Consider the following 12,390-nt stretch of genomic DNA (forward strand, 5'->3'; position numbering starts at 1 on the left):
CACCCCGGCCACATGAGCATGCGGGACGCCCCAGCGCCCGCCACGAGACACCGACCGGCGAGCCGGCTCGTAGCCGCGCCTCTGGCCGCGTTGCTGCTCGCCGGCTGCGTCCTGTACGAGGATCGTGAGGACGCAGACGCGGAGCGGACCTCTCCTGGTGCCGTGCGCGAGGTGCCACTCCGGGTCGTGGAGCAGGGCGACCGGACGCTGGCGTTCGTGCCGGTGAGCATCGAAGGCGAGGGGCCCTTCATGTTTGCCCTGGACACCGGTGCCTCCACCAGCGTCGTCGACGAGGACGTCGCCGACCGCGTCGGTCTCGAACGCACCGGCGAGCGCCGGTCGGTGAGCGGGATCCTGGGCACCGGGCAGGTTCCCGTCGCCCGGGTGGACCAGTGGAGGGTCGGTGACGTACCCATCGACCCGGGTGAGGTCACGGTCATCGACCTCGGCCCTCCCAGGGGAGGCGGCGGCATTCAGGGACTGCTCGGCTCGGACGTGCTCAGCGACTACAGATCGATCACCGTCGACTATGAGGACGGCGTCCTCGAAATCCCCGCTCTGTGACGGCTGGGGCCTGCCGATGCTGCCCCAGCAGGCATGGCGAGCCATATGGGGATGATCTTCGCGGTCGCCGTTGTGGTGGCCTTGGCGGTCGATCTGCTGGCACACCGGCGGGCACGTGTCATCGGCTTACGGAAAGCCGCCGCCTGGAGTGGGGGCTGGGTGGGCCTGGCCGTCGTCTTCGGCACATGGTCTCCTCAGTACCCCGCGAACTCATTCGATACTCGATGGATTGATCAGTATCGAATCTCGACGAGGCGCCCTTCTGCATCGGGCTCGGGCACCTCAGGAACCCGGTTCGCTGTCCCGAGCGCGATCCGGTGCGCCGACCAGGCCGCGACAGCGGCGTCGAGCACGTCGTCCACGGGAATGCGGTCCGCCTCACCAAGCTCGTCCGGGAGCACGAGGCCGGCCTCGGCCAGCAGGGAGCGGCGCAGGTTCTGGCCGCGCCAGGTCTTCTTGGCGTAAGCCAGCGGCACTCCGTCGGCCAAGGCGTAAAAGGACACCTCGGGGTGCACCTCATGGATCCGCTCATCGGCGAGCCAACACGCCCGCGCCTCAAGCAGCTTCGGTCTCAGCGCCCACGCCTGCTGGCTCAGCCGACTACCGGTGAGCTCCTGGCATCGGCCGGCGGCCGCCCTGTAGTCCTGCTCCTGCCACGCCATTTTTGGCGCTATGGGGAAAACGCTGCTGCGCCGCACCCCGAGCAACGCCCTGGCCGCGAGATCTGCGGCGCGCCAGCCCTTCTCGACCAGGCCCAACGGCATGTCCACCGCGATCGCATCCACCTCGGCGGCGCGCTCGATCAGCCTCTCGAGCCGGGGATCCACCAGGCTGCCCGCGTACGCGCCGTCCGTGAGTCTGATCCCGACCCACCCCTGCTTACCACAGGCGTCGACCCCAAGGACGTCCATCCCACCCACCCCTCGCGCACAAGCCGAGCCGCAACGTAGCAGCACCCACGGTCCCAGAAACTGCCGCCCGCCACCGTTCCCGTCTACCTGTGCCCTGCCGGGGACTCGCACCTGCGACCTCTGTTCTTGTCGCCGATCAGCAGCTGTCCAGGCCGGGCGGCGGTCAGGCCCGGTTCGGCGGCGAGCAGGTCCAGCAGGGTCTCGCGTTCGCCGGCCCTGGCACCGGTCAGGGCGAAGGCGATCGGCAGGCCCTGCAGCCCGCGGTCGGTTCCGCTTGCCGGCTCTCCAAGGCCGTCCTGGGGCGTGGCGCTCCGGGAGGAGTGGTCGCCGGCACGAAGAACCCCATGCCTCGCGGCAGGCTCTCTGCCCGGCCATCACCGTGTCACCTGGCATGCAGACACCCGCCCTGCGGTGCATGGCACCGCTGAGGCTTTGACCTTTGAGGGATGGTCAGCCGCCTGGATCCCTCGTAGCATCCGCCCCACCCACCCCATGCGTTTACGAGGAGCGGCCGTGAAACGAAGCCTGCACCGGTTGCTGATCTCCTGCGCCGCGATGACGGCCGTCGCCGCGGCGACGCTCACGGGCCCGCCCGCTTCCGCTGCCGCGGCGCCCCCCTGCCCTCTCGGACTGACCGCGACGGCCCATGTCACGCCGTCCGGCGGTGGGTCGTACACAGTGTGCTCGGGCCGGGTGCCGAGCTTCGACGGCACACCGCTGGACGTCGACGTGTCCCTCCCAGACGGTGCGAGCGGGCCCCTGCCCCTCATGGCCATGCTGGGTGGCTGGGGCAGCTCGAAGACCGCATTCGAGTCCACCGGCCCGGAGGGCAACGGGCAGAACACCTGGCACTGGAACAACGCGTGGTTCGCCAGTCAAGGCTACGCGGTGCTGAACTACACGGCCCGGGGCTTCTACCGGTCCTGCGGTCAGGACCCGTCGTCCGGCTACACGTATGCCTCCGATCCGGCGTGCTCCCACCGGGCAAGCTGGACGCACCTGGCCGACCGCCGCTGGGAGGTGCACGACACCCAGTACCTCACCGGCCTGCTGGTGGACGCCGGGATCGCGAGCCCGACCAAGGTCGCCGTCACCGGGGACTCCTACGGAGGCGGGCAGAGTTGGCTGTTGGCCATGTCCCAGGACCAGGTGATGCAGCCGGACGGAACGCTGGTGCCCTGGACGTCGCCGCGTGGCGTACCGATCCGACTGGCCGCAGCCATACCGCAGTATGGCTGGTCCGATCTCGGGCAGGCCCTGGTCGACAACGGTCGCGGCTCGGACGGGACGTCAGGAGCGCCCCCGGACGGGCCCCGCGAGAACCCCGTCGGAGTCGCGAAGGAGTCCTACCTCGACGGGCTGTATGCGCTCGGTCAGCAGCACGCCCAATACGCCGGCCCGCAGGACACCACCGCTGACATCCCGGGGTGGTACGCGGCGATCAACGCCGGCGAACCGTACGAGGCCAACCCGACGGTCGATGAGATCTTCCGGCAGCTGCGCACCTACCGGTCGGCGTACTACGCGCCGGTGCCCTCTGCCTCCGCCCAGGTGCCCGTCTTCAGCGTCCAAGGCACCACCGATCCGCTGTTCCCCGGCGTGCAGACCACACAGATGATCAGCAGACTGCGTGCGGCACGGCCGGGATACCCTGTGTGGGCGTTCTTCGGGGATCTCGGACACTCCTACGCGAACAACCCGCACGCCGTGTGGGCCGCTGCCAACGACCAAGCGAACGCCTGGCTCACCCAAGTGCTCGCCAAGGCCGCGCCGTCGGCCCCCAAGACGACGATGATCACGACCGCGTGCGAGCCGGGCCAGAGCGCGGACACGCTGACGGCCGACTATTACGGCCAACTTGCCAATGGGCGATGGTCCTTCACGAGCAAGGCCAGTGCCACGACGACGAGCGCCACCCCCGGAGGCCCGGAATCCGCGGCTCTCGATCCGATCGTCAACTCAGGCTGCCGCAGCATGTCGGTCCAGTCCGATCCCGGCGTGGCGAGCTGGACCTTTACCCCGCCGTCGGATGGCAGCCTGGCCGGTTCCCCCGTCGTCCACCTCACTGCCTCCCTCCAGGGCTCCAACGCGGAGCTCGCGGCCCGACTCTTCGACGTCGACCCGGCGAACGGCACGCAGACGCTCATCACCCGCGCCGTCTACCGCATCACCGGAACCCCGGGACAGTCCCTGCCTGTGGCGTTCCAGATGTGGCCGGCCGGATGGCAGGTACAGTCCGGGCACCAGCTGAAGCTGGAGCTGAGCCAGGGTGACAGCCCGACGTGGCGGCCCGACAACGAAGCGTCGTCCCTCTCACTGAGCGGCCTGCAGCTGACCCTTCCCGTGCGCACGTCCTGACGTGGCCGTTCCGGGATCGGCCCGTCGGTAGCAGGGAAACAGGCCGCCCGGTTTCGGACCAGCGCGGCGATGCGCTTGGAGACGGCCCCGTGCCCAGCCGCGCCCACCCGTACCCAAGGCAAAGCCACACCCCTTCCTCCGCCATCCACGTGCCATCGACGGGTAAGCCCCCTGCCTCCTTGAGTAACGCGGAAGTCAGGAATCCGAAAGCCTCCTTGTTGTCACGTCCCGAACAAGCGCACAGTCGTCGCGGGCCTCCGCCCCCCGCCGGGAACCTACCGGCGGATCCCCCCAACCTGCAGGCCTCTGTCCACCACGCCCAGGAGGCTGTCCCTTGCGTACAAGATCCCAAAACTCCCCCGCCACCCGCGCCGCCCCCGGCATACGGCACCGAATAGCCCGCATCGCCTCCACCGCCGTCGGCACCGCCGCGCTCGTCCTCGCCGGACTCGGCACCGCGGCCCAGGCCAGCGCCACCCCCACACACAGCTCCAACGTCACCTGGACGGCCACCCCCTGTGCCTCGCCGAAGCAGAAGGGCGAAATGGCCTGCAACTCCCTCCGTCTCACCGGTGGCCTGACCGCCTATCAGAAGCAGCTGGCCAAGGTGGACGGCATCACGCCGAAGGCTGCAGACACCTCCACCCCCTCCGGCTACGGCCCGTCCGACCTCCAGGACGCCTACGGCCTGACCAGCGCGTCCGCGAGCAGCGGTAAAGGCAGGACCATCGCGATCGTCGACGCGTACGACGACCCGAACGCCGAGGCCGACCTCGCCAAGTACCGCTCGCACTACGGCCTCTCCTCCTGCACGACCTCCAACGGCTGCTTCAAGAAGGTCAGCCAGACCGGCTCCGCCACCGCCCTCCCCTCGGCCGACAGCGGCTGGGCCGAGGAGATCTCCCTCGACCTCGACATGGCCAGCGCCGTCTGCCCGCAGTGCAACATCCGGCTGGTCGAGGCCAAGTCCGCCACCATGGCCAATCTCGGTAAGGCCGTGAACGAGGCCGTCAACCTCGGCGCCACGGCCGTCTCCAACAGCTACGGCGGCTCGGAATCCTCCTCCGACCCCTCGTACGACTCCTCGTACTTCAACCACCCCGGCGTCGCCATCACCGTCAGCGCCGGCGACTCCGGCTACGGCGCCGAATACCCCGCCGCCTCCAAGTACGTCACCTCCGTCGGCGGCACCAAGCTCTCCCGCTCCTCCTCCACCCGCGGCTGGACCGAGAGCGTGTGGCAGACCAGCCTCTTCGAGGGCACCGGCTCCGGCTGTTCCTCGTACGACGCCAAGCCGAGCTGGCAGACCGACACCGGCTGCAGCAAACGCATGATCGCTGACGTCTCGGCCGTCGCCGACCCGGCGACCGGGGTCTCGGTCTACGACTCGTACGGCGTCACACCCGGCTGGTACACGTTCGGCGGCACGAGCGTCTCCGCACCGATCATCGCGGGTGTGTACGCCCTCGCCGGTACTCCGTCCAGTGGCTCCTACCCGGCCAGGTTCCCGTACGAGCACACCTCGTCCCTCAACGACGTGACGTCCGGCAGCAACGGCATCTGCCTCACCAGCTACTACTGCAGCGCCGGGTCCGGCTACGACGGCCCGACCGGCTGGGGCACCCCGGAAGGAGTCGGCGCCTTCACCGGCTGACGCCCAGTCACCAAGAACACATCACAGTGGCCCGGTGGGGCCCACCGACGGAATGGGGAACGAACGGGCCGCGGCACCCAGCCGCGGCCCGTTCGTCATGCCCGGTAGCCAGGGCCAGTTCTTGCTCGGTAGGAGCGCTCACGGCATCGTGGCTGCCCGAAACGGAGCGCCGACGGCTTGCGGCGTACACCGAGAGCAGAGCGTCGAGATGGATGACGCCCGTGAAGTCCTGTTCAGGGCAGGTGAGTTAGCGGGGATGGGCAGCGTGGGCCCCTTCTCTGAACTAGGCGATTTCCGGTCACTACTGAACTGAACTTGAATGGTGCTGTCCGCTCGATGGGGGCGGGTGCGGCCGTGTACCTGGAGACGTACCCGGACGTCGTGGAAACACTGGAGGAGTCGAACCGACGGGGGGTGCGGATGGCCGTGGTGTCGGATGCCTGGCCAAATCCTCCTTCCTCGAGCCGGCCCTCGCGTTCAGCTTCCGCGATCCGATCCGATCCGATCCGACAGGTGAACGCAGTCGGTTCCGTATCTCGTCCGCAGTCCCCGAGAGCGGGACAGCCGAAGCGTCAGTCAGCCGAAGAGTCAGACCCCCGAGCGACGCCATGGCACTCCTCACTGTCAGTCGTTCGTCTCCGCCGGTCCGGGGGGAAGCAGCAGGGTGAAGGTCGTGGGGTCGGTGCCCGCCAGGGCCAGCCGGCCGCCCGCCGCCTCGGCCAGCTCTCTGGCCAGCGCGAGTCCGATGCCCGCCCCGGGGCCCGTGGTGTGACCGCGGTCGAAGAGCACTCGTGGGTCGGTACGGAGGATTCCCTCGTCCCGGACGTCGAGGGCGACGGTCTCGCCGAGGGACCGGGCCGTCACCTCGGCCGTCCCTCTGCCGTGCCCGTGGGCGTTGGCGAGGAGCACGTCGAGGATCTGGCCGAGGGTCCGGCCGGGTACGGGCATCTCGCGGGTTCCCGGCTCGGCGGTGACGATGAGCCGACGGCCCGAGTCGGCGAAGAGACCGTGCCAGCGTTGCTCGGCGGAGTCGAGGGCCTCGCCGAGGAGTTGGGTGGCTGCGGGCTCCGGCACAGGGGACCGCTCGGGGCCGGCCAGGCGCAGGACCTCGTCGATGGTGTGGTGCAGGTAGTGGGTGTTCTCCAGCGCCTCCTCCAGGGCTGTTCGCGGATCCGTGCGGGGATCGGCCAGGGCGGCCTCCAGGCCCAGTTGGAGGCCGGCCAGTGGGGTGCGTAGCTGGTGCGAGGCGTTCGCGGTGAAGTTCCGCTCCCGCTGGAGGAGGTGGGCCAGTCGTTCGACCATCGCGTTGTGGGTGCGTGCCACCTGGTCGATCTCGGCGACGGCGGAGGGCGCGGCCCGGGCCGTCAGGTCCCCCTCGGTGACCGCCCGGGACTGGCGGGAGAGGGCTTCCAGTGGCGCCGTCAGGACGCGGGCCTGGCGGCGGGCGACCAGGACGGCGACGGCGAGCGCGCCCAGGGCCGCCCCCAGGAGTGCGAGCCACGCGAGCAGGATGTGCCGCCACACGCCCCACGCCGGGGACGAGGCACGGACGACGCCGATGACCTGCTCGTTCTCGGAGACGGGGACCGCGACGACGAGGTCCCCGCCGGCGCGTCCGCGGACGACCGTTCCCGTGCTCGCGCGGCGGGTGTCCGGGTCCGCCCGGGCCGGGCCCTCGCCCGCACGCAACCGCATCCGCGTGTCGTACACGCCCAGACGCACATCCCCGCCCGCCGCCGGCAGCTCCACGGGATCGCCGGAGGCGAACTCCGGGCCCACCCGGACGGCGGCGGTCAGCGCGTCGCGTTCCAGTTCGTCGCGCTCGTCGGCGAAGAAGTACGCCCGCATGGCCGCCGCCAGCGGCACGGCCAGCACGACGAGGGCGACCAGGACGGCCACCAGGGCAACACGGAGCACACGCTGTCTCATGCCCTCATCATCGGGACACTTCCGGGCCCGGAGGGACGTACGGCGCGGGGTTTTGCCGTCGTCTAACCCTCGGCGGTCAGGGCGTTAACCGGGCGCTGCCTAGCGTCACGGACATGGCCGACTGCCTGCGGGCGCCCGGCCCGGGTGCCCGCGTCGGGCGCCTGACTCCGCAGAAGGGCAACATGACGATGAACCGCACACACTTGGTCCTCCCCGTCGCCGGCGCCGTCCTGGCGTCGGTGGCGATCACCGCATGCAGTGGATCAGGGGGCTCCGGCAGCTCCGGCGGGTCCGGCGGCCCGTCCACGACCAGTCGTACGACCCAGTCGTCGCCCGCCGCGCCCGCGCCCGAGTCCAACCCGGCGGGCGACATCCCCGACAACCAGGCGTACGTCGCCTTCACTCCGCCCGGCGGCGGCTTCTCCGTGAAGGTGCCCGAAGGCTGGGCCCGCACCAGCAAGGGCACCGTCACCTCCTTCACCGACAAGCTGAACCGCATCGAACTCGCGCCGGTGTCGGCCGCGTCCGCCCCCACGACCGGTTCCGTCACCGCGCAGACGGTTCCCCAACTGCGGCGCAGCGTGTCGCACTTCGCGATGGGACACGTCTCCGTGGTCTCCCGGCACGCCGGCAAGGCCGTACTGCTGACCTACCAGGGTGACTCGGCCCCCGACCCGGTGACGGGCAAGGTGGTGCGGGACGCCTTCGAGCGATACGCGTTCTACCGCCAGGGCCACGAGGTGGACGTGACCCTCTCCGGGCCGCTGCACGCCGACAACGTGGACCCGTGGCGCATCGTCACCGACTCCTTCACCTGGCGGTGACCGCCGTGGACAGCACGGTCGCGGGCGGCGTCCCCGCCCGTACGCGCGCCCCGCGGACCGACGACCTCGACGTCGTCCTGGACGCGCACGAGCTGTACCGGTTCTACCGGGCCGGTGAGGAGGAGACGCTCGCCCTGCGCGGGGTCTCGGTGCGGGTGCGGCGCGGGGAGACCGTCGCCGTCACCGGCCCCTCGGGTTCCGGGAAATCCACGCTGCTGGCCTGCCTGGCCGGGCTCGACGAGCCGTCGGGCGGTGCCGTACATGTCGGCGGAGTGCGGATCAGCCATCGTCCGGAAGCAGAGCGGGCCCGGCTGCGGGCCGGGCGCATCGGCGTCATGCTCCAGTCCGGCAACCTCCTCCCCCACCTCGGTGTCCGCGACAACGTCCGGCTGGCCCGGGCCGCGGCGGCCGGCGACGGCCGCCGCGAGGACCTCGCCGTCCTGCTCGACCAGGTCGGGCTCGGGCACCGCGCCCACGCCCTGCCACAGGAGCTGTCCGGCGGCGAACTGGCCCGCGCGGGCCTGGCCGTCGCACTCGCCAACGACCCCGAGGTGCTGCTGGCGGACGAGCCGACCGGCGAGCTCGACGGCGCCACCGAGCAGCGCGTGCTGGAGCTGCTGCGCAAGCGGGCCGAGGCCGGGCGCGGGGTGCTGGTCGTGACGCACAGCGTGGAGGCCGTACGGATCGCCGACCGGGTGATCTCCCTGCGGGACGGAAGGATCGAAGCGCCATGAACGGGTCCCTGCAACAAGGCGCGGACAACGCCGTGCTCGTCGAGTGCCGGGACGCTGCCCGGACCTTCGGCCGGGGTGAGGCCGCGGTGGTGGCGGTGCACGGCGCCACCTTCCGGGTGCGGACCGGAGACCGGATCGCGATCACCGGTCCCTCGGGGTCGGGCAAGTCGACCCTGCTGCATCTGCTGGCCGGGCTCGAACGTCCCACCAGCGGCGAGGTGTCCTGGCCCGCTCTGGCCGGGCCGCGCGAGATCGGCCTGGTCTTCCAGGGACCGAGCCTGATCCCGGCCCTGAACGTCGTGGAGAACACCGCGCTGCCGCTCGTGCTCGCGGGCGTTCCCGAGGAGCGCGTCCGCCTCACCGCGCTCGCCGCGCTGGCCCTGGTCGGCGCGGCGGACCTGGCCGACCGGCTGCCGGAGGAACTCTCCGGCGGGCAGAGCCAGCGCGTGGCCGTAGCCCGGGTCGTGGCGCTCGCCCCCCGGCTGATCCTGGCCGACGAACCCACCGGGCAGCTCGACCGGGCCACGGGACAGCGTGTCCTGGACGTCCTGGTGACAGCGGCCGACGAGACCGGTGCGGCCCTCGTCGTCACCACCCACGACCCGGCCATCGCCGAACGCCTGCCCGCCCGCCGGGCCATGCACGACGGACGCCTGCTCGACCCGGCCGAGGAGAGGTCATGAACACCCACCAGTCCCGCCCCGTCACCGCACGACTCGCCACGGCCACCGCGTGGTCCGGCACGCTCGCCCTCTGGACCCGTGGACTCGTCCGCCACCGTACGGGCCGGCTGCTCGCCACCGTCGCCGGCATCGCGCTGGCCGTCTCCCTGGTGGCCGCGCTCGGCTCCTTCCTCACCGCCTCGAAGTCGACCATGACGCAGCGGGCGGTGCGCTCGGTCGCCGTGGACTGGCAGGTGGAGGTACAGCCGGGCGCCGACGCACAGTCGGTCCTGCACACGGTGCGGACCACGCCCGGCGTGCGGGCCGCCGTCCCGGTCGGCTTCGCCCGCAGCAGCGGCTTCAAGGCCAGCTCCGGCGGCAGCACGCAGACCACCGGCCCGGGCATGGTGCTCGGACTGCCCAGCGGCTACCAGGAACTGTTCCCGCACACGGTCCGTCACCTGACCGGCGCCTCCTCCGGGGTGCTGCTGGCCCAGCAGACCGCCGCCAACCTCCATGTGGCGCCCGGCGATGCCGTCACCGTCGCGCTGCCGGGAGCTCCGGCGAGCCGCGTCCGAGTGGCGGGGGTGATCGACCTGCCGCAGGCCGACTCCCTGTTCCAGAAGGTCGGCGCTCCGCCGCAATCACAGCCCACGGCCCCGCCGGACAACGTGATCCTGCTGCCCGCCGGACTCTTCACGAAGCTGACCGCACCGGTCGCCACGGCCGACCCGGCCGCCGTCACCACCCAGATCCACGTGGCCCGCGACGCCCGGCTGCCCGCCGACCCGGCCGCCGCGTTCACCGCCGTCACCCGCGCGGCGCACCACCTCGAGGCGGCCACCTCGGGCGGCGCGCTCGTCGGCGACAACCTCGGCGCCTCACTCGACGCGGCCCGCCAGGACGCCCTGTACGCACAGATCCTCTTCCTGTTCCTGGGAGTTCCCGGCGCGGTGCTCGCCGCCGCGCTGACCGCCGCCGTGGCCGGAGCGGGTGCCGAGCGGCGGCGGCGCGAACAGGCCGTGCTGCGCACCCGCGGGCTGCGGGGCCGGCAGATCGCGGCCCTGGCCGGAATCGAGGCGGGCCTCACCGGGGTCACCGGCGGCCTGCTCGGCATCGGACTCGCCGCTCTCGTGGGCCGACTGGCCTTCGGGACGGCCTCGTTCGGGGCGAGCGCGACCTCGGCCACCGTGTGGTCCGCCGCCGCCCTCGCGCTCGGCCTCGCCGTCGCGGCGCTGGCGGTCCTCGCGCCCGCCCTGCGGGACCTGCGGGCCGTCACCGTCGCCGGGGCGCGCCGGCACGTGGGCCGCCGCACCCGCTCTCCGTGGTGGATGCGCTGCGGCCTGGACTTCCTGCTCCTGGCCGCCTCGCTGCTCGTCTTCCGCGCCTCCAGCGGCAACCAGTACGCGCTCGTCCTCGCCCCCGAAGGCGTGCCCAGCATCTCCGTGTCCTACTGGGCCTTCCTCGGCCCCGGCCTGCTGTGGGCCGGCAGCGCCCTGCTGCTGTGGCGCCTGGCCACGCTCGCGCTCGCGCACGGACGGCGCGGACTGGCCCTGCTGTCCCGGCCGCTCACCGGCCCCCTGTCCGGCATGACCGCGGCCACCATGACCCGCCGCCGACGCCCCCTGGCCCGATCCGTCGTGCTGCTCGCACTCGCCCTGTCCTTCGCGCTGTCCACGGCCACCTTCAACGCCACCTACAAGCAGCAGGCCGAGGTCGACGCCCGCCTCACCAACGGCGCGGACGTGACGGTCACCGAGCCGCCCGGCACACGGACCGGGCCCCATGCCGCGAACTCCCTTGCCGTAACCGGAGTACGGCACGTCGAACCGCTCCAGCACCGGTTCGCCTACGTCGGCTCCGACCTGCAGGACCTGTACGGCGTACGGCCCTCGACGATCGCCGCCGCCACCTCCCTCCAGGACGCCTACTTCGCCGGCGGCACCGCGAAACAGCTCATGGCGACCCTCGCCCACCGGCCCGACGCCCTGCTGGTCAGCGCCGAGACCGTCAACGACTTCCAGCTCTCCCCCGGCGACACCGTACGGCTGCGAGTACAGGACAGCCGCACCAAGGCACTGCGCACCGTGCCCTTCCACTACGCGGGCATCGTCAAGGAGTTCCCCACCGCCCCCAAGGACAGCTTCTTCGTCGCCAACGCCTCCTACATCGCCAAGGCCACCGGCAGCGACGCCGTCGGTGCCTTCCTGGTGGACACCGGCGGCACCCACCAGAAGGACGTGGCCGCCCGTCTGCGCCACCGCCTGGGCACCTCGGCGACCGTCACCGACCTCACCCAGGCCCGCTCCACGGTCGGCTCCAGCCTCACCTCCGTGGACCTGTCCGGACTCACCCGCATCGAACTCGCCTACGCCATCGTGCTGGCCGCCGGAGCCGGCGGCATCGTCCTCGCGCTCGGGCTCGCCGAGCGGCGCCGCACCTTCGCCATCGCCACCGTCCTGGGCGCCAGCCGCAGGCAGCTGCGCGGCCTGGTGTTCAGCGAGGCGGCCGTGCTCACAGCCGCCGGCCTGGCGGGCGGCGCCCTCAGCGGCTGGGCACTGTCCGACATGCTGGTCAAGGTGCTCACCGGCGTCTTCGACCCGCCACCCGCGACGGTGGCCGTGCCGTGGGCGTATGTGACGGCCACCGTGCTGGTGGCACTGACCGCGGTGACGGCCGCCGCCCTCAACGGCGTGCGCCGCTCGCACCGTCCGGCCGTGGAGGAGCTGCGCGAGCTGTGACGCCGCTTGGCGC

At 71.8% G+C, this 12,390-nt stretch carries 9 protein-coding genes; 7 read left to right on the forward strand and 2 right to left on the reverse strand.

Annotation, left to right across the window (positions count from 1 at the left end; translation table 11 throughout):
• Positions 1 to 12 precede the first annotated feature (12 nt).
• Positions 13 to 564 (forward strand): retropepsin-like aspartic protease, encoded by a 552-nt coding sequence (locus H8R17_RS09975; RefSeq protein ID WP_187822789.1) that lies wholly within the window; start codon positions 13 to 15, stop codon positions 562 to 564.
• Between the two features lie 233 nt (positions 565 to 797).
• Here H8R17_RS09975 and H8R17_RS09980 read toward each other — a convergent pair whose 3' ends face one another.
• On the reverse strand, positions 798 to 1,475 hold the full coding sequence (locus tag H8R17_RS09980; protein WP_187822790.1) for a DUF429 domain-containing protein: 678 nt from the start codon (positions 1,473 to 1,475) through the stop codon (positions 798 to 800).
• A gap of 513 nt (positions 1,476 to 1,988) precedes the next feature.
• On the opposite strand from H8R17_RS09980, the gene H8R17_RS09985 reads away from it, so the two are divergent.
• A complete protein-coding gene (locus tag H8R17_RS09985) occupies positions 1,989 to 3,833 on the forward strand; it encodes a CocE/NonD family hydrolase C-terminal non-catalytic domain-containing protein (protein WP_187822791.1) in 1,845 nt (614 codons plus the stop codon).
• 334 nt (positions 3,834 to 4,167) lie between these two features.
• Positions 4,168 to 5,487 (forward strand): S53 family peptidase, encoded by a 1,320-nt coding sequence (locus H8R17_RS09990; protein WP_262505154.1) that lies wholly within the window; start codon positions 4,168 to 4,170, stop codon positions 5,485 to 5,487.
• Positions 5,488 to 6,111: 624 nt separating this feature from the next.
• Here the strand turns inward: H8R17_RS09990 and H8R17_RS09995 are convergent.
• Positions 6,112 to 7,416, reverse strand: a complete 1,305-nt coding sequence (locus H8R17_RS09995) for a HAMP domain-containing sensor histidine kinase (RefSeq protein ID WP_187822792.1) — start codon at positions 7,414 to 7,416, stop codon at positions 6,112 to 6,114.
• 113 nt (positions 7,417 to 7,529) lie between these two features.
• Here H8R17_RS09995 and H8R17_RS10000 point away from each other — a divergent pair, with 113 nt between their 5' ends.
• Genes H8R17_RS10000 through H8R17_RS10015 form a run of 4 tightly spaced genes read left to right on the forward strand, consistent with a single transcriptional unit; the run spans position 7,530 to position 12,377 of the window.
• The gene (locus H8R17_RS10000; protein ID WP_262505155.1) at positions 7,530 to 8,240 is read left to right on the forward strand and encodes a hypothetical protein; all 711 of its coding nucleotides are present in this window, start codon (positions 7,530 to 7,532) and stop codon (positions 8,238 to 8,240) included.
• A gap of 5 nt (positions 8,241 to 8,245) precedes the next feature.
• Positions 8,246 to 8,974: an ABC transporter ATP-binding protein gene (locus tag H8R17_RS10005; protein WP_399476512.1), complete on the forward strand. Its 729-nt coding sequence runs from the start codon at positions 8,246 to 8,248 to the stop codon at positions 8,972 to 8,974.
• Positions 8,971 to 9,657 carry an ABC transporter ATP-binding protein gene (locus tag H8R17_RS10010; protein WP_187822793.1) on the forward strand — a complete coding sequence of 229 codons (687 nt, stop codon included), beginning with the start codon at positions 8,971 to 8,973 and terminating at the stop codon, positions 9,655 to 9,657. The genes H8R17_RS10005 and H8R17_RS10010 overlap by 4 nt, the downstream gene beginning before the upstream one ends.
• The gene (locus tag H8R17_RS10015; protein WP_187822794.1) at positions 9,654 to 12,377 is read left to right on the forward strand and encodes an ABC transporter permease; all 2,724 of its coding nucleotides are present in this window, start codon (positions 9,654 to 9,656) and stop codon (positions 12,375 to 12,377) included. Before H8R17_RS10010 ends, H8R17_RS10015 begins: the two co-directional genes overlap by 4 nt.
• Positions 12,378 to 12,390 lie beyond the last annotated feature (13 nt).

Source organism: Streptomyces sp. TRM68367 (assembly GCF_014495685.1).
In the GTDB taxonomy this organism is placed as follows: Bacteria; Actinomycetota; Actinomycetes; order Streptomycetales; family Streptomycetaceae; genus Streptomyces.